The sequence below is a fragment of the Cellulosimicrobium sp. GQ32 genome (assembly GCF_059758455.1).
This window is the reverse complement of the sequence record NZ_JCAXEP010000003.1, coordinates 365,498-392,489: the sequence shown is the minus strand read 5'-3', so window position 1 is coordinate 392,489 and position 26,992 is coordinate 365,498. Positions and strand designations below refer to the sequence as shown.

Below are 26,992 nucleotides of genomic sequence, written 5' to 3'. Positions count from 1 at the left end.
ACATGATCCAGCAGGAGTCGCGACTTCGTGTCGCCGACAACACGGGTGCCAAGGAGATTCTCTGCATCCGTGTTCTCGGTGGCTCGGGCCGTCGCTACGCCGGAATCGGCGACGTCATCGTCGCAACCGTCAAGGACGCGATCCCGGGCGGCAACGTGAAGAAGGGCGACGTGGTCAAGGCCGTCGTCGTCCGCACCGCCAAGGAGCGCCGTCGTCCGGACGGTTCCTACATCAAGTTCGACGAGAACGCCGCCGTGATCCTCAAGAACGACGGCGAGCCGCGCGGGACGCGCATCTTCGGCCCGGTCGGGCGCGAGCTGCGCGACAAGCGGTTCATGAAGATCATCTCGCTGGCTCCGGAGGTGCTCTGACCATGGCCAAGATCAAGAAGGGCGACCTCGTCGTCGTCATCGCCGGCAAGGACAAGGGCAAGCAGGGCCGCGTCCTCGAGGTGCTCACCGACCGTGACCGCGTCATCGTCGAGGGCGTCCAGCGCGTCACCAAGCACACCAAGGTCGGCCAGTCGCAGCGCGGCACGCGGACCGGTGGGATCGAGACCGTCGAGGCCCCGATCCACATCAGCAACGTGATGGTCGTCGACCCGGAGACCAAGAAGGGCACCCGCGTCGGGTACCGCACCGAAGAGGTCGAGCGTGACGGCCGCAAGCGCACCGTGCGCGTGCGCGTCGCCAAGCGCTCCGGGAAGGACATCTGATGAGCACCGAGATCGTCGCCCCCGAGGTGCCCCGTCTGAAGCAGCGCTACCGCGAGGAGATCGTCTCCGGTCTGCGCGAGGAGTTCGGGCACGAGAACGTCAACCAGGTCGCCCGCGTCACGAAGATCGTCGTGAACATGGGTGTCGGTGACGCCGCCAAGGACTCGAAGCTCATCGAGGGCGCCATCCGCGACCTGTCCGCGATCACCGGCCAGAAGCCGCAGGTGACCAAGGCCCGCAAGTCCATCGCGCAGTTCAAGCTGCGCGAGGGCATGCCGATCGGTGCGCACGTCACGCTGCGCGGCGACCGCATGTGGGAGTTCCTGGACCGTCTCCTGTCGATCGCCCTGCCGCGTATCCGCGACTTCCGCGGCCTGTCGCCCAAGCAGTTCGACGGGCACGGCAACTACACGTTCGGCCTCACGGAGCAGTCGATGTTCCACGAGATCGACCAGGACAAGATCGACCGTGTCCGCGGTATGGACATCACGATCGTGACCACGGCGACGACCGATGACGAGGGCCGCTCCCTGCTGCGCCGTCTCGGCTTCCCCTTCAAGGAGAACTGACATGGCGAAGAAGGCCCTGATCAACAAGGCGGCCGCCAAGCCCAAGTTCGCGGTCCGCGCCTACACCCGGTGCCAGAAGTGCGGTCGTCCGCACTCGGTGTACCGCAAGTTCGGCCTGTGCCGCATCTGCGTGCGCGAGATGGCCCACCGTGGTGAGCTTCCCGGCGTCACCAAGAGCAGCTGGTAACAACTACGTCGTAGGTCCTGGCGGAGCGCGCCGCACGGCGCGCCTCCGCCCGGATACCACGTCGAGGAAGGGCTAGAGCCCGATGACGATGACCGACCCGATCGCAGACATGCTGACGCGTCTGCGGAACGCGAACTCGGCTTACCACGAGACGGTGACCATGCCGTACTCGAAGCTGAAGTCGCACATTGCCGAGATCCTCCAGGCCGAGGGCTACATCTCCGGCTGGAGCGTCGAGGACGCGACGGTGGGCAAGAACCTCACCATCCAGCTGAAGTTCGGCCCGAACCGTGAGCGCAGCCTCGCCGGCGTGCGCCGCGTGTCCAAGCCGGGCCTGCGCAAGTACGTCAAGTCCACGGAGCTGCCGAAGGTTCTCGGCGGCCTGGGCGTGGCGATCCTGTCCACGTCCTCCGGCCTGCTCACCGACAAGCAGGCCGCCACGAAGGGCGTGGGCGGCGAAGTCCTCGCCTACGTCTGGTAATCGGAAAGGAGATACGCCATGTCTCGAATCGGCAAGATCCCCGTTCCGGTTCCCGCCGGAGTGGACGTCACCATCAGCGGCGCGCTCGTGACCGTGAAGGGCCCCAAGGGCTCGCTCGAGCACCACGTGCCCGCCCCCATCCAGGTCGCCCAGGAGGACGCCACGCTCGTGGTGTCGCGCCCGGACGACGAGCGCGAGTCCCGCGCGCTGCACGGCCTCACGCGCACCCTCCTGGCGAACATCGTCGAGGGCGTGACGCAGGGCTACGAGAAGAAGCTCGAGATCGTCGGCACCGGTTACCGCGTGACGGCCAAGGGCTCGGACCTCGAGTTCGCCCTCGGCTTCAGCCACCCGGTCGTCGTGACGCCGCCCGCGGGCATCACGTTCGCGGTCGAGAGCCCGACGAAGTTCTCGGTCTCCGGCATCGACAAGCAGCAGGTCGGCGAGGTCGCAGCGAACATCCGCAAGATCCGCAAGCCCGAGCCGTACAAGGGCAAGGGTGTGCGTTACGCCGGCGAGGTCGTCCGCCGCAAGGTCGGAAAGGCTGGTAAGTAACGATGGCTCTGAAGGTTCTCGGCAAGGGCAAGGCCGTCGCGCGTCAGCGCCGCCACCTGCGCCTGCGCAAGAAGATCAAGGGGACCGCCGCTCGTCCGCGCCTCGTGGTGACGCGCTCCACGCGCCACATCACGGCCCAGGTCGTGGACGACACGATCGGTCAGACGGTTGCGTCGGCCTCGTCGCTCGAGGCGGACCTGCGTGCGCTCGACGGCGACAAGAGCGCCAAGGCCCGCAAGGTCGGCGAGCTCGTCGCCGAGCGTGCGAAGGCCAAGGGCGTCGACGCGGTCGTCTTCGACCGTGGCGGCAACAAGTACCACGGTCGGGTCGCTGCGGTCGCCGACGGCGCCCGCGAGGGCGGTCTGTCCCTGTGACGACGCCGACCATCCCCACACGGAAGCAAAGGATTCTCTGATGGCTGCAGGGCAGCGCAGCAACACCGGCGCCCCCACGGGTGCCGCCAACGAGTCGAGCGACCAGAACGCGCGCGGGGGGCGCCGCGACGACCGTCGCGGTGACCGTCGCGACGGTCGCCGTGGCGACGCAGCCGAGAAGAACGCCTTCGTCGAGCGCGTCGTCACCATCAACCGCGTCTCCAAGGTCGTCAAGGGCGGCCGCCGCTTCAGCTTCACCGCGCTGGTCGTGGTGGGCGACGGCGACGGCACCGTCGGTGTCGGCTACGGCAAGGCGAAGGAGGTGCCCGCGGCGATCGCCAAGGGTGTCGAGGAGGCCAAGAAGAACTTCTTCAAGGTCCCGCGCATCCAGGGCACCATCCCGCACCCCATCCAGGGTGAGGCCGCCGCCGGCGTCGTGTTCCTCCGCCCGGCCGCTCCCGGTACCGGTGTGATCGCCGGTGGTCCGGTGCGCGCCGTGCTGGAGTGCGCGGGCATCCACGACGTGCTGAGCAAGTCGCTCGGCTCGTCCAACGCGATCAACATCGTGCACGCGACCGTCGAGGCCCTGCGCAACCTGGAGCAGCCTGAGGCTGTCGCCGCGCGCCGTGGTCTCCCGCTCGAGGACGTGGCCCCGGCCGCGCTCCTGCGTGCCCGTGCTGCGGGGGTGAACGCCTGATGGCCAGGCTCAAGGTGACCCAGACGAAGTCCGCCATCGGCGGCAAGCAGAACCAGCGCGACACGCTGCGCACTCTGGGCCTCAAGCGGATCGGCGACACCGCCGTGAAGGAGGACCGCCCGGAGATCCGCGGCATGGTCGCGACGGTGGCGCACCTCGTCACCGTTGAGGAGGTCGAGTGACCATGGCTGAGAAGGCCACCAAGGAGACCGCCGAGGCTCCGAAGAAGAAGGCTGCTGCGAAGGCCCCCGCGAAGGCGGAGTCCGCGGCTGCTGCGAAGCAGTCGGGCAAGCAGACCGAGGGTGCCGGCGGCACGCTCAAGATCCACCACCTGCGTCCGGCTCCCGGCGCCAAGAAGGCCAAGACCCGTGTGGGTCGTGGCGAGGCGTCGAAGGGTAAGACGGCGGGCCGCGGTACCAAGGGTACGAAGGCTCGTTATCAGGTTCCCGAGCGCTTCGAGGGCGGGCAGATGCCTCTGCACATGCGCCTCCCGAAGCTGCGCGGCTTCAAGAACCCGTTCCGCACCGAGTACCAGGTCGTGAACCTGGACAAGCTCGCGGCGCTGTACCCCGAGGGTGGCCAGGTCACCGTCGAGGACCTCGTCGCGAAGGGCGCGGTCCGCAAGGGCCAGCTCGTCAAGGTGCTCGGCACGGGCGAGATCACCGTCAAGCTCGAGGTCGCGGTCGACGCCCTCTCGGGCGCCGCTCGCGAGAAGATCCTCGCGGCCGGCGGTTCGGTCTCGGAGGACTGACACCCCTGGACAGGGCCGGTGGCGCGCTCGCGCCGTCGGCCCTGTCCGTGTCTGGGGAGGGCCCTCCCGTACGACCCGTGGTCCGTCCGGCAGCGCGCCACGGTTAGACTCTCCGACGGTTGTCTCCCCGCACCCCGGGGTGACCGCCGTCACTCGCAGGTCCGCGGTCGGTCCGTCCGGTCGTCGGGACCGACTTGCCGTTCGACGCGGCGCTACGGCTAGGGTGCCTCTTGGCGCCGGTGCCGTGCGTCACACCTCGCCGGGCCTCCCGGCGACACGACATCCCGCCTCGGCGGGCCAGGAGGATAGGTGCTCAGCGCATTCGCCCGGGCTTTCCGGACGCCCGACCTGCGGCGCAAGCTGCTGTTCACGATCGCGATCATGGCGATCTTCCGGGTGGGGTCGTTCATCCCCACGCCGGGTGTGGACTACCCCAACGTGCAGCAGTGCATCGCGGAGACCGCCGACGGCAACGACCTGCTCGGCCTCGTCAACCTCTTCAGCGGTGGTGCACTGCTCCAGCTGTCGATCTTCGCGCTCGGCATCATGCCGTACATCACCGCGAGCATCATCGTCCAGCTGCTGCGCGTCGTGATCCCTCGCTTCGAGGCGCTCCACAAGGAGGGCCAGTCCGGCCAGGCGAAGCTGACGCAGTACACGCGCTACCTGACGATCGCGCTCGCCATCCTCCAGTCGACGACCGTCATCACGACCGCGCGCAACGGCCTGCTCTTCCAGGGCTGCTCCGTGGACGTCATCCCCGACGGCAGCTTCGTGACGATGGCGCTCATGGTCATCACCATGACCGCGGGCACCGGCCTCATCATGTGGCTCGGCGAGCTCATCACCGAGCGCGGCGTCGGCAACGGCATGTCGCTCCTCATCTTCACGTCGATCGCCGCGAGCTTCCCGACCGCGCTGTGGTCGATCGCGGGCGGCGCGAACGGCGCGACGAACTTCATCATCATGATCGCGGTCATCGTGGTCGTCATCGGCCTGGTCGTGTTCGTCGAGCAGTCCCAGCGCCGCGTGCCGGTCCAGTACGCCAAGCGCATGGTCGGGCGCCGCATGTACGGCGGCTCGAGCACCTACATCCCGATCAAGATCAACATGGCCGGCGTCATCCCGGTGATCTTCGCGGCGTCGCTGCTCGCCGTCCCGGGCCTCATCGCGCAGTTCGGCGACCAGAGCGCCGACTGGGTGATCTGGGTGAGCACGAACCTTGCCGACCCGGCCGCGCCGCTGCACATCGTGCTGTACGTGCTGATGATCCTGTTCTTCTGCTTCTTCTACACGTCGATCACGTTCAACCCGGACGAGGTCGCGGACAACATGAAGAAGTACGGCGGCTTCATCCCCGGCATCCGTGCCGGCCGGCCGACCGCCGAGTACCTCGACTACGTCATCACCCGCATCACGTCCGCGGGCTCCATCTACCTCGCGCTCGTCGCCCTGCTGCCGACGCTGGTCCTCATCGGGCTCGGCGTGAGCACGAACATCCCGTTCGGTGGCTCCTCGATCATCATCGTCGTCGGCGTCGGCCTGGAGACGGTCAAGCAGATCAACTCCCAGCTGCAGCAGCGCCACTACGAAGGGTTCCTCCGTTGAGCAACGCCACCGACGGCCAGTCCACCTCGCGTCCCGCGCGCCTCGTCATCATGGGTCCGCAGGGCGCGGGCAAGGGGACGCAGGCCGCCCGGCTCGCCGAGCAGCTCGCCATCCCCGCGATCTCGACCGGAGACATCTTCCGGGCGAACATCAAGGGCGGCACGGAGCTCGGTCGGCTCGCGCAGGAGTACACCGCGAAGGGTGACCTGGTACCCGACTCGGTGACGAACGCGATGGTGCGCGACCGCCTCGCCCAGGACGACGCGGCGCAGGGGTTCATCCTCGACGGCTACCCGCGCAACGCGGCCCAGGTCGTCGAGCTCGACGCGATCCTCGCGGACCTGGGTGTGGCCCTGGACGGCGTCGTGGAGCTCACGGCGGACCGCGACGAGCTCCTCGCCCGCCTGGCGAAGCGCGCGGAGATCGAGGGCCGCGAGGACGACACCGAGGAGGCCATCGCGCGCCGACTCGACATCTACGCCGAGCAGACGGCGCCGCTCACGTCCGCCTACGACGAGCGCGGCCTCCTCGTCCGCGTCGACGGCATCGGCGACGTCGACGAGATCACCGGGCGCATCGTCTCGGCGCTGACCGCGCTGGTCGGCTGAGCGCCGGTCGTCCGTCGGTCAGGTTCTGGGGAGCAGCAGGGTGTTCGGTCGCGAGCGCATCGAGTACAAGACGCACGACCAGGTCCGGTCCATGCGCAGCGCCGGCCTCGTGGTCGCGCGAGCGCTCGAGACGGTCCGTGAGACGGTCCGGCCGGGCATGACGACGGCCGACCTGGACGCGCTCGCCGCGGCGGTGATCGCGGACGCCGGCGCGACGCCGTCGTTCCTCGGCTACGAGGGCTACCCGGCGTCGCTGTGCGTGTCGGTGAACGACGAGGTCGTGCACGGCATCCCCGGTCCCCGCGAGCTCCGCCCGGGTGACATCGTCTCCGTGGACTGCGGGGCGATCGTCGACGGCTGGCACGGCGACTCGGCCGTCTCCTTCGTCCTCGGTGAGGGCGAGCCGCAGGACGAGGCCCTCGTGGAGGCCACGCGGCGTGCGATGTGGGCGGGCATCGCCGCGCTCGCGACGAGCGAGCGGCTCGGCGACGTGGGTGCGGCCATCGAGGACTCGGTCCGGCTCTCGGCCGAGTCCGACGGTGTCGCCTACGGGATCGTCGAGGAGTATGTGGGCCACGGGATCGGCTCCGCGATGCACCAGCCGCCCGACGTCCCGAACTACCGCACGCGCGAGAAGGGTCCGCGGCTGCGCCCGGGCATGTGTCTCGCGATCGAGCCGATGGTGACGCTCGGCGACCGGTTCACCGAGGTGTGCGAGGACGACTGGACGGTCGTGACCGACGACGGCGCTCGTGCCGCGCACTGGGAGCACAGCGTCGCGATCCTCGACGAGGGGATCTGGGTCCTCACCGCGCCCGACGGCGGGGCGGCCGAGCTCGCACCGCTCGGCGTCCGTGTCGCACCTCTCGCTGCCTGAGCCCTCGGTTCGTCCGACGCGTGGGGCCTCCCGGCTCCCGCGGGGGAGTGGCGCGTCGCACGGTTCCCGACGCACGCCCCGGTTTCGCGACTCTTGCCGGATGCCGTAGGATGGTCCGTCGGGTGTAGTCCGTGCACGTCGTTCAACCGGCCCCCGTCCCTCGGGACCCGGGCGACCGACCCCCGCACGCGGCTCCACGCACCTCCCACGAACGGACGACCCGCGGGTCGGGCGTGCGCGGGAGTATCAGCAGTTCAGACGAGAGTTAGCGGAGGACATGGCAAAGAAGGACGGTGTCATCGAGATCGAGGGCAGCGTGGTCGAGGCCCTGCCGAACGCGATGTTCCGCGTGGAGCTGGCCAACGGTCACAAGGTTCTCGCGCACATCTCGGGCAAGATGCGCCAGCACTACATCCGGATCCTCCCCGAGGACCGGGTCGTGGTCGAGCTGAGCCCGTACGACCTGTCCCGCGGCCGGATCGTCTACCGCTACAAGTAGTCGCCACGCGTCCACCCACTCACCCGCCTCGCCACCCGGATCCCGGGACCGCTCGTCGGTCGCGCCCGGAGCAGGGCACCACTGAGGGAACGAAGATGAAGGTCAAGCCCAGCGTCAAGAAGATCTGCGACAAGTGCAAGGTGATCCGCCGGCACGGTCGCGTCATGGTGATCTGCGACAACCTGCGGCACAAGCAGCGCCAGGGCTGAGCCCGCGCCTGCGCCACGGGTGACGGTCCCTCGGGACCGCGGTCACCAGGCCGCCCGTCACGACGACGGCCGGCCACCAGCGCACCACCACGAACCTGCTCGGCACCCCGGACGCGAGTCCGGGAGGAGAACGCCACAGGCAGGGGAACCCCCGGCTCGGAGGCCGGGGCCCACGGAGCTCCCCGTGGGAGGGCGGTGCGACAGACCTCCGACGAAGCACGAGGAGCCGAAAGGCACATGGCACGTCTCATCGGCGTCGACCTCCCCCGCGACAAGCGGCTCGAGGTCGCGCTCACCTACATCTACGGCGTCGGCCGTACCCGCGCCCAGCAGACGCTGGCCGCGACCGGCATCAGCCCGGACGCGCGCGTGAAGGACCTCGGCGACGCCGAGCTCGTCGCGCTCCGCGACTACCTCGAGGGCAACTACAAGCTCGAGGGTGACCTCCGTCGTGAGGTGGCCGCCGACATCCGCCGCAAGGTCGAGATCGGCACCTACCAGGGCCTGCGTCACCGCCGCGGCCTGCCCGTGCGCGGCCAGCGCACCAAGACCAACGCGCGCACGCGCAAGGGACCCAAGCGCACCGTGGCCGGCAAGAAGAAGGCCCGCTGAGCCAGTCCGCAGGGCGGGCCCCGCTCGGGTGCTGACGTCGGCCGTACGGTCCACGTCGTCCCGGTCGGAGATCCCCGCGGTCAGACCACCTCAGACCAGGAGAGAAACGAAAGATGCCTCCCAAGACTCGCGCCGCCGCTGGGCGCAAGCCTCGCCGCAAGGACAAGAAGAACGTCCCCGCCGGCCAGGCGCACATCAAGAGCACGTTCAACAACACGATCGTGTCGATCACGGACCCGTCGGGCGCCGTGATCGCGTGGGCCTCCGGCGGCGACGTCGGCTTCAAGGGCTCGCGCAAGTCGACCCCCTTCGCCGCCGGCCTCGCGGCCGAGGCCGCTGCCCGCAAGGCGCAGGAGCACGGCATGAAGAAGGTCGACGTCTTCGTCAAGGGCCCGGGCTCCGGTCGCGAGACCGCGATCCGCTCGCTGCAGTCGGCCGGCCTCGAGGTCGGCTCGATCCAGGACGTCACGCCGCAGGCGCACAACGGGTGCCGCCCGCCCAAGCGTCGTCGCGTCTGACCCTCGTCGTCGGCGTGTCGTCGACGGGCCGCCCGGTCACCGACCGGCCGAGCCCGTCGACGGCGCCCGTCACGGGGCAGACGCCTCCTGACGGGGTCGACGCACCCTTCCCGGCCGGGTGGACAGAGTCCCGGCCAGGACCGCGTGCCGCAGGCACGCACCTCGCCTTGAACCGTGCAGCGTCATATGGCGGACGCTCACCGAAAGGAAACCACCAGTGCTGATCGCACAGCGCCCCACCTTGACCGAAGAGGTCATCTCGGAGAACCGTTCGCGCTTCTCCATCGAGCCGCTGGAGCCCGGCTTCGGCTACACGCTCGGCAACTCGCTGCGTCGCACGCTGCTGTCGTCCATCCCGGGCGCGGCGGTCACCTCCATCCGCATCGACGGTGTGCTCCACGAGTTCACCACCGTGCCGGGTGTGAAGGAGGACGTGACCGAGGTCATCCTCAACATCAAGAACCTCGTCGTCTCCTCGGAGAACGACGAGCCCGTCGTGATGTACCTGCGCAAGCAGGGTGCTGGTGCGGTCACCGCGGCGGACATCGTCCCGCCCGCGGGTGTGGAGGTCCACAACCCCGAGCTGCACATCGCCACGCTCAACGACAAGGGCAAGCTCGAGATCGAGCTCACCGTCGAGCGCGGCCGTGGGTACGTCTCGGCCTCGCAGAACAAGTCGTTCGACGCCGAGATCGGGCGCATCCCGGTCGACTCGATCTACTCGCCGGTCCTCAAGGTGACCTACAAGGTCGAGGCGACGCGCGTCGAGCAGCGCACGGACTTCGACAAGCTCGTCGTGGACGTCGAGACGAAGCCGGCGATCTCGCCGCGCGACGCGCTCGCGTCGGCCGGCAAGACGCTGGTGGAGCTCTTCGGCCTCGCCCGCGAGCTCAACGTCGAGGCCGAGGGCATCGAGATCGGCCCGTCGCCGACGGACGCGGCCCTGGCCGCGGACCTGGCGCTGCCGATCGAGGAGCTCAACCTCACGATCCGCTCGTACAACTGCCTCAAGCGCGAGGGCATCCACCAGGTGGGCGAGCTCGTCGCACGCAGCGAGGCGGACCTGCTGGACATCCGCAACTTCGGTGCGAAGTCCATCAACGAGGTGAAGGAGAAGCTCGCCGAGCTCGGCCTGTCCCTCAAGGACTCGCCGCTCGACTTCGACCCGTCGGCCGCCGCGTACTACGACGGCGACGACGACGAGGCGACGTTCTCGGACACCGAGCAGCAGTACTGAGCCTGCGGCTCTAGACACCTCAGCGCGTCCGGGTCCGCACCTGCGGCGCGAACACTTCCCAAGGAGCACATCCCATGCCTACCCCCGCCAAGGGCCCCCGGCTCGGCAGCGGACCGGCTCACGAGCGTCTGATGCTCGCGAACCTGTCCACCCAGCTCTTCGAGCACGGCCGCATCACGACCACCGAGACCAAGGCGAAGCGCCTGCGCCCGGTGGCCGAGCGCCTCATCACGTTCGCCAAGCGCGGCGACCTGCACGCGCGTCGTCGCGTCCTGCGCGTCGTGCGCGACAAGTCCGTGGTGCACACGCTGTTCACCGAGATCGCCCCGCAGATGGCGGAGCGTGAGGGCGGCTACACCCGCATCACGAAGGTCGGCACGCGCAAGGGCGACAACGCGCCCCTCGCCGTGATCGAGCTCGTCACCGAGCCCGTCAGCCCCAAGCAGGCCGTCGTCCGCGAGGCGGAGAAGGCCGCGGAGAAGGCGAGCAAGAAGAAGGCTGACAAGCCGGCCAAGAAGGCCGACGCGGTCGAGGACGCTCCCGTCGAGGACGCTCCCGCCGCCGTCGAGGACGCTCCCGCCGAGGACGTCCAGGACGCGCCCGTCGAGGACGCCACCGAGGAGAAGAAGGAGGCCTGAGCCTCCTCGATCGACTCTCGGGGTCCTCCGCGACCCCACGCCGCAGGGCCCGGGACCGTACGGTCCCGGGCCCTGCGGCGTTCTGCCGTCCCGACGGCGTCCGCTTGCGTCCGGCCGTGAGGGCGGCCGCGCGCGTTCGACCCGTACTGCGCGGGATCGACCGGCAGAGGGCCGATCTCGCGACGCACGGGTCGATCTCGCGGCGGGGAGGGCCTACCGTCGAGGGGTGACGGGTGTCGATTCCTCCCTGGCGGCGTGGCCCCCGGTCGTCCTCGTGCACGGCTCGCGCACGTCGCGGTCGATGTGGCGCGACCAGCTCGCGGCCCTGCGCCGTGCGGGGGTCGACGCCCTCGCCGTGGACCTGCCGGGGCACGGGGCGCGGCGCGGCGAGGCGTTCACCCTGGACGGTGCCGTCGAGGCCGTCGCGGCCGGGATCGACGCCGTGGGGGCTCGCGCGCTCGTCGTCGGCCTGTCGCTGGGCGGCTACGTCGCGATCGAGACGCGAGCGCGGCACCCCGAGCGCGTCGTCGGCCTCGTGGCCGCTGCCTGCTCGACCCCGCCTGCCACACGGCTGCGCGGGGGCTGGCTCCTCGTCGCGCGCGGCATCGAGCGGCTGCCCGACGGCGGAGCGGGGCTCAACCAGGCGCTCGTCGACCGTGCGCTCACGCGGCAGGGCGCGGCCGACCTCGCGGCGGGCGGCTTCGCGCTCGACGTGATGAGCGCGATCCTGCGCGAGGTCGAGGCGGTCGACCCCGTGACAGCCCTCGCCGCCACGGACTCGCCCGTGTGGCTGGTCAACGGCCGGTGGGACCACTTCCGGATCGGCGAGCGCGGCTTCGTGGAGGCGGCCCGGCGCGGGGGAGCGCCCGTGCGGCTCGTGGTCGTCCCGGGCGCCCGGCACCTCGTGAGCCTCGACGCACCGGTCGCGTTCAACCGGGTCCTGCTCGACGCCCACCGCGCGGTCGCGACGGGAGGTCCGGCGCCCGGGACGGACGGGGCGGCGCCCGCAGGCGTCGCGCCGCGCCGCGCCGTCGCGCGCTGAGGCGGTCAGGCCGGCGGCAGGTCCCAGGCACGTGCCCCGCCGACGAGCGCCGCGGAGTTGGGCACGACGACGACGTCGTCGCCGAGGCGGTCGAGGACGCTCGGGGTGATCTGGCGCGAGTTCCCGCCGCCCAGGTACAGCCGGTCCCACCAGAAGACGGGCCGCAGGCCCTCGACGACCGCGAGCACGCGGCGTGACCACAGCCCGTTGCCGAGCCGGCGCCGCTCGGGCTCGCCGACGTACTCGTCGTAGGTCGTGCCACGGCGCACCGGGGCGCGCGACCACTCGAGGTGCGGCGCGAGCCGTCCGCCGTGGAACAGCGCCGAACCCAGCCCTGTCCCGAGCGTCAGGACGAGCTCCAGCCCGGACGCCGCGACGACGCCCGCGCCGTGCACCTCGGCGTCGTTGAGCACGAGGGCGGGCACGCCGAGACGTGCGGCCACCGCGGCCTGGACGTCGAAGCTCGTCCATGCCTCGACGAGTGCCGGGTCCACGCGCGAGCGGGGGCCGCTGCGCGTGACGTAGTGCGGCGTGTGCACGACGACGCCGCGCCGGATCATGCCGGGCATGCCCACGGTGACCCGGTCGGCAGCGGGCAGCGTGGCCGCGATATCGGCGATGGTCCGGACGAGCAGCTCGGGCGGCAGCGGGTACGGCGTCGGGACGCGGACGGCGGCGGCGTGCGCGGTGCCCGACGCGTCGAGCACGTTCGCCTTGATCCCGCCGCCGCCGCAGTCCACGGCGAGGGTGCGGACGTCTGCGCGGTCGCCGGTCATGGGCGGCAGCGTAGGCACGACGGCGAGCGCGCCGCACGGCCGGGCGACTACGGTGAACTCCCGTGAGCGACGCCCCTGCCCCCGACGCACGCCCCGACGACCCCGCACCCGACGCGCCGGGTGGGGCCGCGGCCTCCGGGCCGAGGGTGCAGCAGGATCTGCCCGACGGCGTCGTGCGCGTCCGCCTCGACCTCGCCTACCAGGGGACGGAGTTCGCCGGCTGGGCTCGTCAGCCCGCGCTGCGCACCGTGCAGGGCGCGGTCGAGGACGGGCTGGCGACGCTCCTGCGCGGCCCGGCGCCGCGCCTCACCGTCGCGGGCCGCACGGACGCGGGGGTGCACGCGCGCGGGCAGGTCGCGCACGTCGACCTCACGCGGGACCAGTGGGCGGCCCTCCCCGGGCGCTCCGACCGCACACCCGGCGACGCGCTCGTCGCGCGGCTCGGCGGGGTGCTGCCGGGCGACGTCGTCGTGCACCGCGCGGCGCCCGCGCCCGCGGGCTTCGACGCGCGGTTCTCCGCGCTGCACCGCGCCTACACGTACCGGGTCGCGGACGACCCGGCACAGCGCGACCCGCTGCGGCGGGCGTGGGTCCTGTGGAACCGGCGCCCGCTCGACGTCGCCGCGATGGACGCCGCCGTGCGGCCGCTGCTCGGGGTGCGCGACTTCGCCGCGTTCTGCAAGCCCCGGCCCGGGGCGACGACGATCCGCGAGCTCCAGCACCTGTCGTGGTCGCGGCCGGTGGACGGGCCCGACGCGGGCCTCGTCGTCGCGCACGTCCGCGCGGACGCGTTCTGCCACAACATGGTGCGCGCGCTCGTCGGCGCGTCGCTCGCCGTGGGCGAGGGCCGGCGCGGGGTCGACTGGCCTGCGCAGCTCCTCGCGAGCCGACGGCGCGACGCGGGGGCCGGCGTCGTCCCCGCCCACGGGCTCGTGCTCGAGGAGGTCACGTACCCGCCCGACGACGAGCTGGCCGCCCGCGCCGACCGGATCCGCGCCGTCCGGAACGAGGAGGACGTCTGGGACGAGGGCGCGTCGCGCGACCCGGGCTGATCGGCGTGGCGCTACGCCGTCACGGCTCCTCGACGACGTGCACGGCGGCCTCCTCGGCGCCCGCGGCGCCCCCGGAGATGCCCTCGTCGTCGGCGTAGGTGTCGTTCTGACGCCCGTCGAGGGCGTCGGGGTCCGCGACGAGGCGGCCCGAGCGCGTGTCGTCGGGCCGCTCGAGCGGGTCCTGGTCCCACTCCTCGGGCTCCTCCTCGGCGAGGCGCTGGTCGAGCGTCTCGCCGTGCACCTCCTCCCACGGCGTCTCGCCGAAGTGGTTCGTGCGGGGGCGGTCGGGCGGGGAGTAACCCTCGTCGAGGACGTCGTCCACGCCGCGGTCGAGCAGCGTGTCCTCGGCCTGGAGCTGGTCGTTGTCGCCCTCGGCGCCGGTCTCCGGGTCCGGGCTGGTGCCGGTGGTGTCTTCGCTCATGCGTCCACAGTGTCACCTCGTGCGGTCGGACGCAGCATCTGCGCCCCGACCTGCACCGACGTGCCGCCGGCGATACCGTGGGACGGGTCGCGCGCGTCGCGGCCACCCGTGAACGAGCCCGAGAACCGAGGACCACCATGGCCGGCATCGACGACATCCTGTCCACCATCCCGCTCGACCAGCTCGCCGGCCGGCTCGGCGTCGACGAGGCGACGGCGCAGCAGGCCGTGGGCGCGGCGCTCCCCGCGCTGCTCGGCGGGCTCCAGGCGAACGCGCAGGACCCTGCGGGCGCGGCGTCGCTCGGCAAGGCCCTCACGCAGCACGACCCGTCGCTCGTGGAGGGCGGGGTCGACCTCGACGACGTGGACACCGCCGACGGCGAGAAGATCGTCCGCCACGTGTTCGGCTCGAACGAGGAGGCCGTCGTCGCGCAGCTCGCCGACTCGACGGGCACGCAGCAGGGGCTGCTGTCGAAGGTGCTGCCCGCGCTCGCTCCGATCGCGCTGGCGTTCCTCGCGAAGCAGCTCGGGGGCAAGGACTCCGGCGCCGAGTCCTCCCCGACGGCGCAGGAGAGTGCGGGCGGCGGTCTGGGGGATCTGCTCGGCGGACTCCTGGGCGGCGGCTCCAGCGGGTCCGGGGGCGGCCTCGGGGACCTCCTGGGTGGCCTGGGCGGCCTCCTCGGGGGCGGCCGGCGCTGAAGACCGGGGGCGACGACGGTCGTCCCCTCGGGCCGGACCGAAGGTCGAGCCGTCGGGGGTGCGCGGAATCCGCGTGACCCGGCGGGCCCGCCCGGGGGACGATGGCCTCGTGGGACACCTCGACCTCAGCGACGTCACGTATCACCTGCCCGACGGGCGCACGCTCCTCGACGGCGTGAGCCTGCGCGTCGCGGACGGCGCGCGGGTCGCACTCGTCGGGCCGAACGGCGTCGGCAAGTCGACGCTGCTGCGCATCGTCACGGGCGACGTCGCGCCGCACGGCGGAGCGGTCGTGCGCAGCGGCGGCCTCGGCGTCATGCGGCAGGACGTGGGGCGCATCGACGACGACCGCACGGTGCGCGACCTGCTCGTCGAGCTCGCGCCGGCCGCGGTCAAGGAGGCGGCGCTCGAGCTCGCCGCGGCGGAGCACGACATCATGACGGTCGACGACGAGCCCGCCCAGCTCCGGTACGCCCAGGCGCTCGTCGACTGGGCCGACGTCGGGGGCTACGACGCCGAGACGGCGTGGGACGAGGTGACCGACGAGGTCCTCTCCGTCCCGTTCGAGAAGGCGCAGTGGCGTGACGTGCGCACGCTGTCCGGCGGTGAGCAGAAGCGCCTGGCGCTCACGGCGCTGCTCCGCGGGCCCGAGGAGGTGCTGCTGCTCGACGAGCCGGACAACCACCTCGACGTGCCGACCAAGCGCTGGCTCGAGGAGCGGCTCGTCGCGTCGCCCAAGACGGTCCTCTACGTCTCCCACGACCGCGAGCTGCTGTCGCGCACGGCGACGCAGGTGGCGACGCTCGAGCCGACGCCGGGCGGCGGGACGGTCTGGGTGCACGGCGGCGGGTTCGCGACCTACGGGCAGGCGCGCGCCGACCGGCGCGAACGGCTCGCCGAGCTCGCGCGGCGCTGGGACGAGGAGCACGCCAAGCTGCGCGAGCTCGTGCAGACGCTCAAGACGAAGGCCGCCTACAACGACGGGCTCGCGAGCCGGTACCAGGCGGCGAAGACGCGCCTGCGCAAGTTCGAGGAGGCGGGCCCCCCGGAGATGCTCGCGCGCGAGCAGCGCGTCACCGTGCGGCTCGCGGGCGGGCGCACGGCGAAGCGTGCCGTGACGTGCCGGTCGCTCGAGCTCACGGGGCTCATGAAGCCGTTCGACCTCGAGGTGTTCTTCGGCGAGCGCGTCGCGGTGCTGGGCTCCAACGGGTCGGGCAAGTCGCACTTCCTGCGGCTCCTCGCCGCGGGCGGCAGCGACCCCGAGCCCGGGGTGGTGCCCGACCCCACGACGTCCGACGGTGTCCGGCCCGACCCCGTGGCGCACACGGGTCGCGCAGTGCTCGGCTCGCGCGTGCGGCCCGGCTGGTTCGCCCAGAACCACGACCACCCGGAGCTGCGCGGGAGGACCCTCCTGGAGATCCTCCACCGCGGCGACGGGCACCGGGCCGGGATGGGGCGCGAGGGCGCGAGCCGCGCGCTCGACCGGTACGAGCTCGTCGGCCAGGCGGAGCAGCGCTTCGAGACCCTCTCGGGCGGGCAGCAGGCGCGGTTCCAGATCCTCCTGCTCGAGCTCGACGGCGCGACCCTCCTGCTGCTCGACGAGCCGACGGACAACCTCGACCTGCACTCCGCCGAGGCGCTCGAGGCCGGCCTCGCGGCGTTCCAGGGGACGGTGCTCGCCGTGACGCACGACCGGTGGTTCGCGCGCGGGTTCGACCGCTACCTGGTGTTCCGCGGCGACGGGGAGGTCGTCGAGGCCCCGGAGCCGGTCTGGGACGTCGAGCGGGTGCAGCGGGCACGGTAGCCGGGTACGGGGGCAGGCGCCGCCGTCCCTATCCTGGTGGGCATGGCCGTCCACAAGATCGTGCTCTTCTACGCCTTCACGCCGTTGCCGGACCCCCGCGCGGTGCAGCTCTGGCAGCGGGCGCTGGGGGAGCGGTGGAACCTCACGGGGCGCGTGATCGTCGCGGAGCACGGGATCAACGCGACGCTGGGCGGGACGGTCGAGGACCTCAAGCAGTACGTGAAGTCGACCCGGCAGTACCCCGGCTTCGCGGACGTCGACGTCAAGTGGTCCGACGGCACGGGCCGGGACTTCCCGCGCCTGTCCGTGAAGGTGCGTCCCGAGCTCGTGGCGTTCGGCGTCCCCGACGAGGTCGTGGTCGACGAGAGCGGCGTCGTGGGAGGCGGCACGCGGCTGAGCCCGCAGGCCCTGCACGACCTCGTGGCCGAGCGGGGCGACGACGTCGTGATGTTCGACGGCCGGAACGCGTTCGAGGCGGAGATCGGACGGTTCCGCGGGGCGGTGGTGCCCGACGTCGCCACGACGCGCGACTTCGTCGCCGAGATCGACTCGGGCCGCTACGACGACCTCAAGCAGCGGCCGGTCGTCACGTACTGCACCGGCGGCGTGCGGTGCGAGGTGCTGTCCGCGCTCCTGACCGCCCGCGGCTTCGAGGAGGTCTACCAGCTCGACGGCGGCGTCGTGCGGTACGGCGAGGAGTTCGGGTCGCAAGGGTTGTGGGAGGGGTCCCTCTACGTGTTCGACGAGCGCATGCACGTCGACCTCGGCCCGGGGTCGACCCCGCTCGGCGCGTGCACGGGGTGCGGGGCGGCGACGGCGAAGTACGAGAACTGCTCCGACCCGAGCTGCCGGACGCTGCGGCTGTACTGCCCGGACTGCGTGCACGTCGCGCGCTCGACGCGGTGCGAGACGTGCGTGGGTGAGCGCCCGGCCGCTTTGACCGGTGGCCTGCCCCGCGGGTAGTCTGGTGAGTCGTTGTGCTCATCTCACGACGCCCGTGTCGCTAGCGCGCCCACTCGCTGCCGGCCAAGGAGCGGGTGTCGACCGAGCCCGCCGCGCAACGACCTGCCCTCTCGGCCGCACGCTTCAGCGGCCGAAGAAGACATTCTGAGACAGAAACGAAGGCTACGACCGTGCGTACGTACACCCCGAAGCCCGGCGACGTCCAGCGCGACTGGTACGTCATCGACGCGACCGACGTCGTCCTGGGCCGCCTGGCCACCCACGTGGCCACCCTGCTGCGCGGCAAGCACAAGCCGACCTTCGCTCCGCACGTCGACGGCGGTGACTTCGTCATCGTCATCAACGCCGGCAAGGTCGCCCTGAGCGGCAACAAGCGCGAGCAGAAGATGGCCTACAACCACTCCGGGTACCCGGGTGGTCTGCGTGCCGTCGCCTATGGCGACCTGCTCGACAAGCACCCCGAGCGTGCTGTGGAGCGGGCCGTGCGCGGCATGCTCCCCAAGACCACCCTCGGTCGCGCCCAGTTCGGCAAGCTCAAGGTCTACGCGGGTGCCGAGCACCCGCACGCCGCGCAGCAGCCGAAGCCGTTCGAGATCACCCAGGTCGCGCAGTAATCGCCGCCCAGGCGTAGCGCACAGAGAGACGCGAGGACACCACCCGTGGCCGAGACCACCGTCGACACCGACACCCTGGGCGACGAGACGCCCAGCACCTACACCTCTGAGTCCGCCGCCCCCACGGGCCGCGGCCAGAGCATCACCGCCCCCGGCCAGGCCCTGGGCCGCCGCAAGGAGGCCGTGGCGCGCGTGCGCCTCGTCCCCGGGACCGGGCAGTGGAAGATCAACGGGCGCTCGCTCGAGGACTACTTCCCGAACAAGGTTCACCAGCAGCTCGTGAACTCGCCGCTCAAGCTGGTCGACGTCGAGGGTCGCTTCGACGTCGTCGCCCGCATCAGCGGCGGCGGCACCTCCGGCCAGGCCGGTGCGCTGCGCCTCGGTATCGCGCGTGCGCTCAACGCGATCGACGCCGAGCACAACCGCCCCGCGCTGAAGAAGGCCGGCTTCCTCACTCGCGACGCCCGCGTCGTCGAGCGCAAGAAGGCCGGTCTCAAGAAGGCCCGTAAGGCACCGCAGTACTCCAAGCGCTGATCCGCGCTGTGCGCTCGTCGGCCCCGGTGGACCTCGTCCACCGGGGCCGACGTCGTTTGTGAGGGACGGTGACCAAGGCTCGCCGAGGGCGGGCGGGGGCAGGCGGTCGTACGGTCGACGTACGGCCGGTCGAGGAAGGACTTTCCATGGGACGGCTTTTCGGCACCGACGGGGTGCGCGGGCTGGCGAACGGCAACGTGACGGGCGAGCTCGCGCTCGACCTCGGCGTCGCGGCGGCTCGCGTGCTCGCGAGCGGGCAGGAGGAGGGCCACCGTCCACGCGCGGTGGTGGGGCGTGACACGCGCGTCTCGGGCGAGTTCCTGGGCGCGGCGCTCATCGCCGGGCTCGCGAGCGCGGGCGTCGACGTGAAGGACGTGGGCGTGCTGCCGACCCCGGCCGTCGCGTACCTGACGAGCACCATGGACGTCGACTTCGGCGTCGTGATCTCGGCCTCGCACAACCCGATGCAGGACAACGGGATCAAGTTCCTCGCACGCGGCGGCGTCAAGCTCGACGACGCGGTCGAGGACCGGATCGAGAGCCTGCTCGGGCAGGACTGGCAGCGACCGACGCACGGCACGGTCGGCCGCATCTCGCCCGACCGTGGCCGCGCGGGCGGCGCGTACGTCGAGCACCTCATGGCGAGCATCGGCGCCGACGAGGACCACAAGCCGCTCGCCGGCCTGCGCATCGCGGTCGACTGCGCGAACGGCGCGGCGAGCGACGTCGGCCCCGCGGCGCTGCGTGCGGCCGGCGCGGACGTCGTCGTCATCAACGCGAGCCCCGACGGCCGCAACATCAACGCCGCGTGCGGCTCGAACCACCCGGAGCAGCTCCAGGCCGTCGTCGTGGCGTCCGAGGCGGACTTCGGCGTCGCGTTCGACGGCGACGCCGACCGCTGCATCGCGGTCGACCACGGCGGCACCGTCGTCGACGGCGACCAGATCATGGGCGTCCTCGCGCTCGCGCTCAAGGACGAGGGCGAGCTCCCGCACGACACGCTCGTCGTGACGGTGATGAGCAACCTGGGCCTCCTGCTCGCGATGCGCGACGCCGGGATCACCACCGTCCAGACGGCGGTCGGCGACCGGTACGTCCTCGAGGAGATGCGGGCCCACGGGTACGGGCTCGGGGGCGAGCAGTCGGGGCACATCGTGCTGTCGCGCTACGCGACGACGGGCGACGGCGTGCTCACGGCCCTCCAGCTCGCGGCACGCGTCCGGGCGACGGGCCAGAAGCTCGCCGACCTGGCGAGCGTCGTGCAGCGCCTCCCGCAGACGCTCCTCAACGTCTCCGGCGTGGACAAGGCGCGCGCGTCGAGCGACGAGGCGCTGCTCGCCGCCGTCGCGGACGCGGAGCGGACCCTCGGCGAGACGGGTCGCGTGCTGCTCCGGCCGTCGGGTACCGAGCCGCTCGTGCGCGTCATGGTCGAGGCCGCGACGCAGCAGCAGGCCGACGCCGTCGCCGCACGGCTCGCCGGCGTCGTGCGGGACCGGCTCGCGCTGTGAGCGCGACGGGGCGGACGACGGGCGTGCGGCAGGGGGTCGACGAGGCGCTGCGCGAGCACGTCGTCGCGCTCCTCGACGCGTACGACGACGGCGTCCTGCCGATCGTGCAGGCGGGTCAGCCCGTGCTGCGCACGCCGGCGGTGCCGTACGCCGGCCAGCTCGGGGACGTGCTGCCGCGGTTCCTCGACGCGATGCGCGCGACGATGCACGCTGCGCCCGGCGTCGGCCTCGCGGCGCCGCAGGTCGGGGTCGGTCTCGCGGTCGCCGTCGTGGAAGACCCGGGCACCCCCGACGCGGACGACGAGCGTGAGCGCCCGCCGCTCGCGTTCCGGGTGCTCCTCAACCCGCGGTACGAGGCTGTCGGCGACGAGACCAGGACGTTCTTCGAGGGGTGCCTCTCGGTGCACGGCTGGCAGGCGGAGCGGACGCGCGCCCGCTCGGTGCGCCTCACCGGGCAGGACGAGACGGGCGAGCCTTTCGACGACGTGCTCACCGGGTGGGCGGCGCGGATCGTCCAGCACGAGACCGACCACCTGCGAGGCGAGCTGTACGTGGACGGGGCCGACCTGCGCACGCTCTCGTCCACGCTCGGGGTCGCGCGGCTCCCGGGCGCTTCGCGCGAGGCGGGCTGACCGGGTCACGCGGCCCTGAGCGGCGCGGCGCGGTTGCGTCGGCGGGGCAGACTACGGGGGTGGACCCGCTCAGCCGACTCCTCGCCGCGCCGCCCGACCTGCCGGTGGGGAGCCACCTCCCCGAGGTGGTCGGCGCGGTGCGGGCGGTGGGGGCCGTCGTCGTGCAGGCACCGCCCGGCACGGGCAAGACGACACTCGTGCCGCCGGCCCTCGCCGTCGCGCTGGGGGACGCCCCGGACGGGCGCGTCGTCGTGACGCAGCCCCGCCGGCTCGCTGCCCGGGCGGCGGCCCGGCGGCTCGCGACGCTGCTCGGCGAGGACCTCGGCGGCACCGTCGGCTACACCGTGCGGGGCGAGTCGCGGACGTCGCGACGCACCCGGGTCGAGGTCGTCACGACGGGCACGCTCGTCCGCCGGCTCCAGCGCGACCCCGAGCTGCGGGGCGTGGCGGGCGTCGTGCTCGACGAGGTGCACGAGCGCCACCTCGAGGACGACCTCGCGCTCGCGCTCCTGGCGGACGTGCGCGAGAACCTGCGCGACGACCTCGCGCTCGTCGCGATGTCCGCGACGGTCGAGGCCGGGCGGACCGCCCAGGCGCTCGGCACGGGCGCCCGGGCGGTGCCCGTCGTCGAGGTCGAGGGCGGGCTCCACCCGGTCGACGTCGTCTGGTGCCCGGGACGCGGTCCGCGCACCGACGCGCGGGGCACCGCGCCCGCGCTGCTCGACCACGTCGTCGCGACGACGCACCGCGCGCTGCGCGAGCGGCCGGGCGACGTCCTCGTGTTCGTCCCCGGCGCGCGCGAGGTGGACACCGTGGCCGGCCTGCTGGCACGCGGGCGGTCCGACGTGGACGTGCGCCCGCTGCACGGCCGCCTGCCCCCTCGCGAGCAGGACCGGGCGCTCGAGCCCGGGCCACGGCGCCGCGTCGTGGTCTCGACGGCGGTCGCGGAGTCGTCCCTCACCGTGCCGGGCGTGCGCGTGGTCGTGGACGCCGGCCTTGCGCGCGAGCCGCGCACGGACGTGCGGCGGGGACTGCCCGGTCTGGTGACGGTGGCGGTGAGCCGGGCGGGCGCCGAGCAGCGCGCAGGGCGCGCCGGTCGCGAAGGGCCGGGTGCGGTGTACCGGTGCTGGTCGGAGGGCGACCATGCGCGTCTCGCGCGGCACCCGGAGCCGGAGATCCGCACGGCCGACCTCACCGGGTTCGCGCTGGAGCTCGCGTGCTGGGGCAGCCCCGACGGTGCGGGGCTCGCGCTGCTGGACCCGCCGCCCGCGGCGGCCTGGGCCGCCGCGCGCGACGTGCTGCACGGGCTGGGGGCCGTGCGGCCCGACGGGGTGACGCCGCTCGGGCGCCGCATCGCCGCCGTCCCCGCCGACCCGCGGCGCGCCCGGGCGCTGCTCGACGCCGTCCCCGAGGTGGGCGCAGCGCGCGCAGCGGAGGTCGTGGCGCTGCTCTCGGAGGACGTGCGCGTGCCGGGCGCCGACCTGCCGGCGGCGCTGCGCACGCTGCGCCGCGGAGGTCCCCGCTCCGGGGCGTGGGCCGCGCAGCGGGACCGGCTCGAGCAGGTCGCGCGGACCGTCGCGGCGGACGACGGCCCTCGCGCCGAGGCGGGTCCGGCCGCACGGCACAGGCCGACCGACGACGTCGCCGTCGGGCACGTCGTCGCGCTCGCGCACCCCGACCGGTTGGCCCGCCTGCGACCGGGCGGCGAGACGTACCTCCTGGTCTCGGGGGCCGGCGCGCGGCTGCCGCCGGGCTCGCCGTTGCAGGGCGCGCCGTGGCTCGCGGTGGCGGACGTGGACCGCGCAGCGGGCCGCGCCGATGCCGTCGTGCGGTCCGCCGCCCCGGTCGACGAGGCGACGGCGCGGGCCGCTGCGGCGCCAGAGCTGCGGTCGACCGGCGTCGCCGAGTGGTCGGGCGGTCGTGTGCGCGCCGCCCGGGTGACGTCGCTCGGCGCGATCGAGCTCGCGCGCGAGCCGTGGCGGGACCCGCCCGCGGACCTGCTGGCGGCGGCCGTGCGCGACGGGCTGCGCCGGGACGGTCTCGAGAGCCTCCCGTGGTCCGACGCCGCGCGCCGGCTGCGCGACCGACTGCGGTTCCTGCACCGCGTCCTGGGAGACCCGTGGCCCGACGTCGGCGACGAGGCGCTCCTGGAGCGCCTGGACGCGTGGCTGGGCCCCGACGTCCCCGCCGTCGCCCGGGGTGAGCCTCCGGACCTCGGGGGTGCGCTGCGCCGTCTGCTGCCGTGGCCCGAGGCGGCGCGCCTCGACGCGCTCGCGCCCGAGCGGCTCGAGGTCCCGAGCGGGTCGCGCGTCGCGGTGGCCTACGACCAGGACCAGCCGGTGCTCGCGGTCCGGCTCCAGGAGACGTTCGGCTGGGCGAGCACGCCACGCGTCGCGGACGGGCGCGTTCCCGTGCTGCTGCACCTGCTCTCCCCGGCAGGGCGCCCGGCCGCGGTCACCGCGGACCTCGCCTCGTTCTGGGTGCAGGGCTACCCGCAGGTGCGCGCCGAGCTGAGGGGCCGCTACCCCAAGCACGCGTGGCCGCAGGAGCCGGGCACCGCCCAGCCGCTGCGGGGGACGCCGCGCCCGCGCCGGCGAGACGCCTGAGCAGGGCCCTGGTCCTCGCGACGTACGGCCCCGTCACGAGAAGTCGTTCGTCGGGATGACGCGTCGGCGGCCGCGGCACGGAAGACTCGTCCCCGGGCGCGGCGCTGCCGGGCGGGAATCCTCAGGGGCCAACCGGGGGTTTCCCTGATGGTCGACGTCGTCGCGCTCCGTAGGCTTGTCGTGGCGCAGGACGCCCGACCTGCCGCCGCCGCCAGTCTGGCCTCCCCGCCAGCCGACGAACGAGGACGCCGTTGCCCGACGCCGTGTCGACCTTCCTGGAGAATCTGGAGACCTGGATTCTCGCCCTCGCGGCGTCCGCGTGGATCTACCCCGCGCTGTTCGGCTTCGCGACGATCGACGGGTTCTTCCCGCCGATCCCGAGCGAGTCCGTCGTCATCACGCTCGCCGTGTCCGCGCACGCGACCGGCGAGCCGAACCTGCTGCTCGTGCTCCTGGTCGCCGCGGCGGGCGCGTGGACGGGCGACCAGATCGCGTTCTCGATCGGCCGCGCCGTCGGCACCGACCGCGTCCGGTTCTTGCGCTCACCGCGGGGTCGCAAGGCCGTGGCCTGGGCGGAGCGGGCGCTCGCGCACCGCGGGGCGTCGTTCATCCTCGCCGCGCGCTACATCCCCGTCGGCCGCGTCGCGGTGAACATGACGGCCGGGGCCGTCGGGTACCCGCGCCGTCGCTTCATGGCGTTCTCGGGGATCGCCGCCGTCACGTGGGCGGTGTACTCGGTGCTCATCGGTCTCGTCGCCGCCCAGTGGCTGGGACACGAGCCGCTCCTCGCGATGGTCGTCGGCGTGGTCCTCGGCGTGGCCACCGGCTTCGTCATCGACCGCGTGCTCATGATGCGCGCGCGGCACCGGGGCGAGCTCCCGGTGGTGGTCCCCGTGCCGGAGGCGCCGACGAACGGCGACCGGGTCCAGCACGAGGCGAGCGCGCAGGTGACCGGCACGGAGGTGACCGGCACGGAGGTGACCGGCACGGAGGTGACCGGCGCCGACGAGGGCGTGTCGTCCGGTGTGCCGGGGGCGACGCCGTCGGGGAGCACGGGCGGGCCGGGCACGCCGCGCACGCCGGGCGCGGCACCCCGCGGCTGAGCCGACCCGCCGCGGGGGGGGGTCCCGATGACCGGCCTCGCCCGCCACGGCGTCGCGCGGGCTCAAAGCTTGCGCAGCCGCACGCGCTGGACCGAGTGGTCCGACCCCTTGGTGAGGACGAGCGTGGCGCGGCCGCGCGTCGGCAGGATGTTCTGCTCGAGGTTCGGGGCGTTGATCGCGTCCCAGATCGACTTCGCCTTCTCGACCGCCTGCTCGTCCGTGAGGTCGGCGTAGCGGCGGAAGTACGACTCGGGCCGGGCGAACGCCGTGCGACGCAGGGCGAGGAACCGGTCGACGTACCACTGGCGGATGTTGCGCGTGCGGGCGTCGACGTAGATCGAGAAGTCGAAGAAGTCGGAGACCGCGACCGTGGACTCGTCGTGCGCGCTCGGCCGGGCCGGCTGGAGGACGTTCAGCCCCTCGACGACGAGCACGTCGGGCTTGCGCACGACCGCCTCCGCTCCGGGCACGATGTCGTACGTGAGGTGGTCGTACACGGGTGCCTTGACCTCGGCGTGGCCCGCCTTGACCTTGGACAGGAACCGGATGAGCGCGCGGCGGTCGTAGGACTCGGGAAAGCCCTTGCGGTCCATGAGGCCGCGGCGGGCCAGCTCCGCGTTCGGGTACAGGAAGCCGTCGGTCGTGATGAGCTCCACGCGCGGCGTCTCGGGCCAGCGGGCCAGCATCTCGCGCAGGACGCGAGCGGTCGTGGACTTGCCCACCGCGACCGAGCCCGCGACGCCGATGACGTACGGCGTGTTTCCCGTCTCCTCCCGGAGGAACGTCGACGTCGCCTCGTGGAGCCCCGACGTCGCGGTCACGTAGAGGTTGAGCAGGCGCGACAGCGGGCGGTAGACCGCGTCGACCTCCGCGAGGTCGATGGGGTCGCCGAGGCCGCGCAGCCGGGTGACGTCGTCGTCCGTCAGGGGGAGCGGCGTCGACTCCGACAGGCGGCTCCACACCGCGCGGTCGAGATCGACGTACGGCGAGGACGACGGTGCCGCGAGATGAGCCGGCAGGAGGTCGGACGGGTCGTCGACGGGGAAGGACACCCGCCCGATTCTGCCGGATCCGCGGCGGTGCCGGTGCACGAGGGCCGTCGGGCCCGGTTCCGGCCGCACCGGCGCGGCGCAGCCCGTCGGCCTCGGGCGCGTCCGGCGAACCGTCCCTCCCCGCGAACGCGCCGGGGCGGTGCTCACCGCGGAGCGGCCCCGGCGTCGCGCTCCCGGGGCGCGGCACGACGACGACGCGACGCGGGCTCGACGGCCGGGCCGGGGCCGACGAGCGCGAGACCGGGCAGCCGCGCCATGAGGGCGAGCGCGTCGGCAGGGGCGTGCGCGTGGACGTCGTTGTCGAGGTAGACCTCGACGTCGTGACCGGCCTCGCACCAGGTCCGGACGCGCTCGGCCCACGCGTCGAGGACGCGTGGCCGGTAGCCGCTCGTGTACAGCTCCTGGTCGCCGTGGAGCCGCACGTACACGAGGCGGCTCGTGACCGCCTCCACGAGCGGCCAGCGGCCCGCACCGTCCGAGATCGCGAAGGCCACCCGGTGCCGTCGCAGGAGGTCCAGCGCCTCGGCGCTCGCGAAGGACTCGTGGCGCGGCTCGAGCGCGTGGACCAGCGGACGGTCGGCGTCCACGTCGGTCCAGGCGGGTGCGCGCAGGCGGTCGTCGTGGTCGCCGGCGAGGCGGGCGGCCTCGGCCGTCGTCCGGGGCAGGAGGGCGAGGAACTCGTCGAGCAGCGCGGCGTCGAAGGTCGTGCGCGCCGGGAGCTGCCACAGCACAGGCCCGAGCCGGTCGCCGAGGGCGAGGACGCCGCTCGCGAAGAAGTTGGCGAGGGGCGTGCGTACGTCCCGCAGCCGCTTCATGTGGGTGACGAAGCGCGGGCCCTTGACCGCGAAGGTGAACCCCTCGGGCGTCTGCTCGCGCCACGCGACGAACGAGGACGGCCGCTGCAGCGAGTAGAAGGACCCGTTGAGCTCGACCGCGGGGAACACGGACGCGACGTGCTCGAGCTCCCGGCGCTGGGGGAGGCCGACCGGGTAGAACGGGCCACGCCAGTCGGCGTACCGCCATCCTGAGAGACCGATCCGTACGGTGGGCAC

34 protein-coding genes are annotated in these 26,992 nt (G+C 72.9%); 30 read left to right on the top strand and 4 right to left on the bottom strand.

Annotated elements, in window-relative coordinates:
- Nucleotides 1-2: 2 nt before the first annotated feature.
- The 20 genes from rplN (at nt 3) to AC6CH9_RS07780 (ending at nt 12,177) form a co-directional block, all read left to right on the top strand.
- Nucleotides 3-371, top strand: a complete 369-nt coding sequence (gene rplN / locus AC6CH9_RS07875) for a 50S ribosomal protein L14 (RefSeq protein ID WP_021480431.1) — start codon at nt 3-5, stop codon at nt 369-371.
- Nucleotides 372-373: 2 nt separating this feature from the next.
- Nucleotides 374-715, top strand: a complete 342-nt coding sequence (gene rplX, locus AC6CH9_RS07870) for a 50S ribosomal protein L24 (RefSeq protein ID WP_021480432.1) — start codon at nt 374-376, stop codon at nt 713-715.
- Entirely contained in the window at nt 715-1,284 is a 570-nt protein-coding gene (gene rplE / locus AC6CH9_RS07865; RefSeq protein WP_047233817.1) for a 50S ribosomal protein L5, read from the top strand. The genes rplX and rplE overlap by 1 nt, the downstream gene beginning before the upstream one ends.
- Nucleotide 1,285: 1 nt before the next feature.
- A complete protein-coding gene (locus AC6CH9_RS07860) occupies nt 1,286-1,471 on the top strand; it encodes a type Z 30S ribosomal protein S14 (RefSeq protein ID WP_021480434.1) in 186 nt (61 codons plus the stop codon).
- An 82-nt stretch (nt 1,472-1,553) separates the two neighbouring features.
- The gene (gene rpsH / locus AC6CH9_RS07855; protein ID WP_021480435.1) at nt 1,554-1,952 is read left to right on the top strand and encodes a 30S ribosomal protein S8; all 399 of its coding nucleotides are present in this window, start codon (nt 1,554-1,556) and stop codon (nt 1,950-1,952) included.
- A gap of 18 nt (nt 1,953-1,970) precedes the next feature.
- Nucleotides 1,971-2,507, top strand: a complete 537-nt coding sequence (gene rplF / locus AC6CH9_RS07850) for a 50S ribosomal protein L6 (RefSeq protein ID WP_047233818.1) — start codon at nt 1,971-1,973, stop codon at nt 2,505-2,507.
- A 2-nt stretch (nt 2,508-2,509) separates the two neighbouring features.
- The gene (gene rplR, locus AC6CH9_RS07845; protein ID WP_047233819.1) at nt 2,510-2,881 is read left to right on the top strand and encodes a 50S ribosomal protein L18; all 372 of its coding nucleotides are present in this window, start codon (nt 2,510-2,512) and stop codon (nt 2,879-2,881) included.
- Between the two features lie 40 nt (nt 2,882-2,921).
- A complete protein-coding gene (rpsE, locus tag AC6CH9_RS07840; protein WP_021480438.1) occupies nt 2,922-3,578 on the top strand; it encodes a 30S ribosomal protein S5 in 657 nt (218 codons plus the stop codon).
- Nucleotides 3,578-3,760, top strand: a complete 183-nt coding sequence (gene rpmD, locus AC6CH9_RS07835; RefSeq protein ID WP_021480439.1) for a 50S ribosomal protein L30 — start codon at nt 3,578-3,580, stop codon at nt 3,758-3,760. Before rpsE ends, rpmD begins: the two co-directional genes overlap by 1 nt.
- A 2-nt stretch (nt 3,761-3,762) precedes the next feature.
- Nucleotides 3,763-4,329: a 50S ribosomal protein L15 gene (rplO, locus tag AC6CH9_RS07830; protein ID WP_082379566.1), complete on the top strand. Its 567-nt coding sequence runs from the start codon at nt 3,763-3,765 to the stop codon at nt 4,327-4,329.
- A gap of 309 nt (nt 4,330-4,638) precedes the next feature.
- Nucleotides 4,639-5,937, top strand: a complete 1,299-nt coding sequence (gene secY / locus AC6CH9_RS07825) for a preprotein translocase subunit SecY (RefSeq protein ID WP_047233820.1) — start codon at nt 4,639-4,641, stop codon at nt 5,935-5,937.
- Nucleotides 5,934-6,545 carry an adenylate kinase gene (locus tag AC6CH9_RS07820; RefSeq protein ID WP_290444891.1) on the top strand — a complete coding sequence of 204 codons (612 nt, stop codon included), beginning with the start codon at nt 5,934-5,936 and terminating at the stop codon, nt 6,543-6,545. Before secY ends, AC6CH9_RS07820 begins: the two co-directional genes overlap by 4 nt.
- Nucleotides 6,546-6,585: 40 nt before the next feature.
- Complete coding sequence (gene map, locus AC6CH9_RS07815) at nt 6,586-7,422, top strand: type I methionyl aminopeptidase (protein ID WP_498154386.1); 837 nt, start codon at nt 6,586-6,588, stop codon at nt 7,420-7,422.
- A 277-nt stretch (nt 7,423-7,699) separates the two neighbouring features.
- Nucleotides 7,700-7,921, top strand: a complete 222-nt coding sequence (gene infA / locus AC6CH9_RS07810) for a translation initiation factor IF-1 (protein ID WP_012867920.1) — start codon at nt 7,700-7,702, stop codon at nt 7,919-7,921.
- Between the two features lie 95 nt (nt 7,922-8,016).
- On the top strand, nt 8,017-8,130 hold the full coding sequence (gene rpmJ, locus AC6CH9_RS07805) for a 50S ribosomal protein L36 (protein ID WP_003956441.1): 114 nt from the start codon (nt 8,017-8,019) through the stop codon (nt 8,128-8,130).
- A 237-nt stretch (nt 8,131-8,367) separates the two neighbouring features.
- Entirely contained in the window at nt 8,368-8,742 is a 375-nt protein-coding gene (rpsM, locus tag AC6CH9_RS07800; protein WP_021479758.1) for a 30S ribosomal protein S13, read from the top strand.
- Nucleotides 8,743-8,855: 113 nt separating this feature from the next.
- Nucleotides 8,856-9,260 carry a 30S ribosomal protein S11 gene (rpsK, locus tag AC6CH9_RS07795; RefSeq protein WP_021479759.1) on the top strand — a complete coding sequence of 135 codons (405 nt, stop codon included), beginning with the start codon at nt 8,856-8,858 and terminating at the stop codon, nt 9,258-9,260.
- A 217-nt stretch (nt 9,261-9,477) separates the two neighbouring features.
- Nucleotides 9,478-10,497 (top strand): DNA-directed RNA polymerase subunit alpha, encoded by a 1,020-nt coding sequence (locus AC6CH9_RS07790; RefSeq protein ID WP_021479760.1) that lies wholly within the window; start codon nt 9,478-9,480, stop codon nt 10,495-10,497.
- A gap of 74 nt (nt 10,498-10,571) precedes the next feature.
- Nucleotides 10,572-11,135 carry a 50S ribosomal protein L17 gene (gene rplQ / locus AC6CH9_RS07785; RefSeq protein ID WP_498154385.1) on the top strand — a complete coding sequence of 188 codons (564 nt, stop codon included), beginning with the start codon at nt 10,572-10,574 and terminating at the stop codon, nt 11,133-11,135.
- A gap of 226 nt (nt 11,136-11,361) precedes the next feature.
- On the top strand, nt 11,362-12,177 hold the full coding sequence (locus AC6CH9_RS07780; RefSeq protein WP_498154384.1) for an alpha/beta fold hydrolase: 816 nt from the start codon (nt 11,362-11,364) through the stop codon (nt 12,175-12,177).
- A gap of 5 nt (nt 12,178-12,182) precedes the next feature.
- Here AC6CH9_RS07780 and AC6CH9_RS07775 read toward each other — a convergent pair whose 3' ends face one another.
- Entirely contained in the window at nt 12,183-12,953 is a 771-nt protein-coding gene (locus AC6CH9_RS07775) for an ROK family protein (RefSeq protein ID WP_498154383.1), read from the bottom strand.
- Nucleotides 12,954-13,099: 146 nt separating this feature from the next.
- On the opposite strand from AC6CH9_RS07775, the gene truA reads away from it, so the two are divergent.
- Complete coding sequence (gene truA, locus AC6CH9_RS07770) at nt 13,100-14,005, top strand: tRNA pseudouridine(38-40) synthase TruA (protein WP_498154439.1); 906 nt, start codon at nt 13,100-13,102, stop codon at nt 14,003-14,005.
- A 19-nt stretch (nt 14,006-14,024) separates the two neighbouring features.
- On the opposite strand, the gene AC6CH9_RS07765 is transcribed toward truA, so the two are convergent.
- Nucleotides 14,025-14,426, bottom strand: coding sequence for a DUF5709 domain-containing protein (locus AC6CH9_RS07765; RefSeq protein ID WP_498154382.1), 402 nt, complete (start codon nt 14,424-14,426; stop codon nt 14,025-14,027).
- A 137-nt stretch (nt 14,427-14,563) separates the two neighbouring features.
- Here AC6CH9_RS07765 and AC6CH9_RS07760 point away from each other — a divergent pair, with 137 nt between their 5' ends.
- The 9 genes from AC6CH9_RS07760 (at nt 14,564) to AC6CH9_RS07720 (ending at nt 24,888) form a co-directional block, all read left to right on the top strand.
- Nucleotides 14,564-15,124, top strand: a complete 561-nt coding sequence (locus tag AC6CH9_RS07760; RefSeq protein ID WP_498154381.1) for a DUF937 domain-containing protein — start codon at nt 14,564-14,566, stop codon at nt 15,122-15,124.
- A 109-nt stretch (nt 15,125-15,233) separates the two neighbouring features.
- Nucleotides 15,234-16,928 carry an ABC-F family ATP-binding cassette domain-containing protein gene (locus AC6CH9_RS07755; protein ID WP_498154380.1) on the top strand — a complete coding sequence of 565 codons (1,695 nt, stop codon included), beginning with the start codon at nt 15,234-15,236 and terminating at the stop codon, nt 16,926-16,928.
- 42 nt (nt 16,929-16,970) lie between these two features.
- Nucleotides 16,971-17,891, top strand: coding sequence for an oxygen-dependent tRNA uridine(34) hydroxylase TrhO (trhO, locus tag AC6CH9_RS07750; protein ID WP_498154379.1), 921 nt, complete (start codon nt 16,971-16,973; stop codon nt 17,889-17,891).
- Nucleotides 17,892-18,061: 170 nt separating this feature from the next.
- A complete protein-coding gene (rplM, locus tag AC6CH9_RS07745) occupies nt 18,062-18,505 on the top strand; it encodes a 50S ribosomal protein L13 (protein WP_047234564.1) in 444 nt (147 codons plus the stop codon).
- A 45-nt stretch (nt 18,506-18,550) separates the two neighbouring features.
- A complete protein-coding gene (gene rpsI, locus AC6CH9_RS07740; protein ID WP_047234563.1) occupies nt 18,551-19,039 on the top strand; it encodes a 30S ribosomal protein S9 in 489 nt (162 codons plus the stop codon).
- 146 nt (nt 19,040-19,185) lie between these two features.
- Complete coding sequence (glmM, locus tag AC6CH9_RS07735) at nt 19,186-20,547, top strand: phosphoglucosamine mutase (RefSeq protein WP_498154378.1); 1,362 nt, start codon at nt 19,186-19,188, stop codon at nt 20,545-20,547.
- Nucleotides 20,544-21,179 (top strand): peptide deformylase, encoded by a 636-nt coding sequence (locus AC6CH9_RS07730; protein ID WP_498154377.1) that lies wholly within the window; start codon nt 20,544-20,546, stop codon nt 21,177-21,179. The genes glmM and AC6CH9_RS07730 overlap by 4 nt, the downstream gene beginning before the upstream one ends.
- A gap of 59 nt (nt 21,180-21,238) precedes the next feature.
- Nucleotides 21,239-23,785 (top strand): ATP-dependent helicase HrpB, encoded by a 2,547-nt coding sequence (hrpB, locus tag AC6CH9_RS07725; protein ID WP_498154376.1) that lies wholly within the window; start codon nt 21,239-21,241, stop codon nt 23,783-23,785.
- A gap of 251 nt (nt 23,786-24,036) precedes the next feature.
- The gene (locus AC6CH9_RS07720) at nt 24,037-24,888 is read left to right on the top strand and encodes a DedA family protein (RefSeq protein WP_498154375.1); all 852 of its coding nucleotides are present in this window, start codon (nt 24,037-24,039) and stop codon (nt 24,886-24,888) included.
- 62 nt (nt 24,889-24,950) lie between these two features.
- On the opposite strand, the gene coaA is transcribed toward AC6CH9_RS07720, so the two are convergent.
- Together coaA and AC6CH9_RS07710 are read right to left on the bottom strand one after the other, a co-directional pair.
- Nucleotides 24,951-25,940, bottom strand: a complete 990-nt coding sequence (gene coaA / locus AC6CH9_RS07715) for a type I pantothenate kinase (protein ID WP_144425440.1) — start codon at nt 25,938-25,940, stop codon at nt 24,951-24,953.
- A 143-nt stretch (nt 25,941-26,083) separates the two neighbouring features.
- Nucleotides 26,084-26,992: a DUF72 domain-containing protein gene (locus tag AC6CH9_RS07710; RefSeq protein ID WP_498154374.1), complete on the bottom strand. Its 909-nt coding sequence runs from the start codon at nt 26,990-26,992 to the stop codon at nt 26,084-26,086.

Coding starts and splice junctions, on each gene's coding strand:
- rplN (WP_021480431.1), top strand. CDS start 3: ATGATCCAGCAGGAGTCGCGACTTCGTGTCGCCGACAACACGGGTGCC.
- rplX (WP_021480432.1), top strand. CDS start 374: ATGGCCAAGATCAAGAAGGGCGACCTCGTCGTCGTCATCGCCGGCAAG.
- rplE (WP_047233817.1), top strand. CDS start 715: ATGAGCACCGAGATCGTCGCCCCCGAGGTGCCCCGTCTGAAGCAGCGC.
- AC6CH9_RS07860 (WP_021480434.1), top strand. CDS start 1,286: ATGGCGAAGAAGGCCCTGATCAACAAGGCGGCCGCCAAGCCCAAGTTC.
- rpsH (WP_021480435.1), top strand. CDS start 1,554: ATGACGATGACCGACCCGATCGCAGACATGCTGACGCGTCTGCGGAAC.
- rplF (WP_047233818.1), top strand. CDS start 1,971: ATGTCTCGAATCGGCAAGATCCCCGTTCCGGTTCCCGCCGGAGTGGAC.
- rplR (WP_047233819.1), top strand. CDS start 2,510: ATGGCTCTGAAGGTTCTCGGCAAGGGCAAGGCCGTCGCGCGTCAGCGC.
- rpsE (WP_021480438.1), top strand. CDS start 2,922: ATGGCTGCAGGGCAGCGCAGCAACACCGGCGCCCCCACGGGTGCCGCC.
- rpmD (WP_021480439.1), top strand. CDS start 3,578: ATGGCCAGGCTCAAGGTGACCCAGACGAAGTCCGCCATCGGCGGCAAG.
- rplO (WP_082379566.1), top strand. CDS start 3,763: ATGGCTGAGAAGGCCACCAAGGAGACCGCCGAGGCTCCGAAGAAGAAG.
- infA (WP_012867920.1), top strand. CDS start 7,700: ATGGCAAAGAAGGACGGTGTCATCGAGATCGAGGGCAGCGTGGTCGAG.
- rpmJ (WP_003956441.1), top strand. CDS start 8,017: ATGAAGGTCAAGCCCAGCGTCAAGAAGATCTGCGACAAGTGCAAGGTG.
- rpsM (WP_021479758.1), top strand. CDS start 8,368: ATGGCACGTCTCATCGGCGTCGACCTCCCCCGCGACAAGCGGCTCGAG.
- rpsK (WP_021479759.1), top strand. CDS start 8,856: ATGCCTCCCAAGACTCGCGCCGCCGCTGGGCGCAAGCCTCGCCGCAAG.
- rplQ (WP_498154385.1), top strand. CDS start 10,572: ATGCCTACCCCCGCCAAGGGCCCCCGGCTCGGCAGCGGACCGGCTCAC.
- AC6CH9_RS07775 (WP_498154383.1), bottom strand. CDS start 12,953: ATGACCGGCGACCGCGCAGACGTCCGCACCCTCGCCGTGGACTGCGGC.
- AC6CH9_RS07765 (WP_498154382.1), bottom strand. CDS start 14,426: ATGAGCGAAGACACCACCGGCACCAGCCCGGACCCGGAGACCGGCGCC.
- AC6CH9_RS07760 (WP_498154381.1), top strand. CDS start 14,564: ATGGCCGGCATCGACGACATCCTGTCCACCATCCCGCTCGACCAGCTC.
- trhO (WP_498154379.1), top strand. CDS start 16,971: ATGGCCGTCCACAAGATCGTGCTCTTCTACGCCTTCACGCCGTTGCCG.
- glmM (WP_498154378.1), top strand. CDS start 19,186: ATGGGACGGCTTTTCGGCACCGACGGGGTGCGCGGGCTGGCGAACGGC.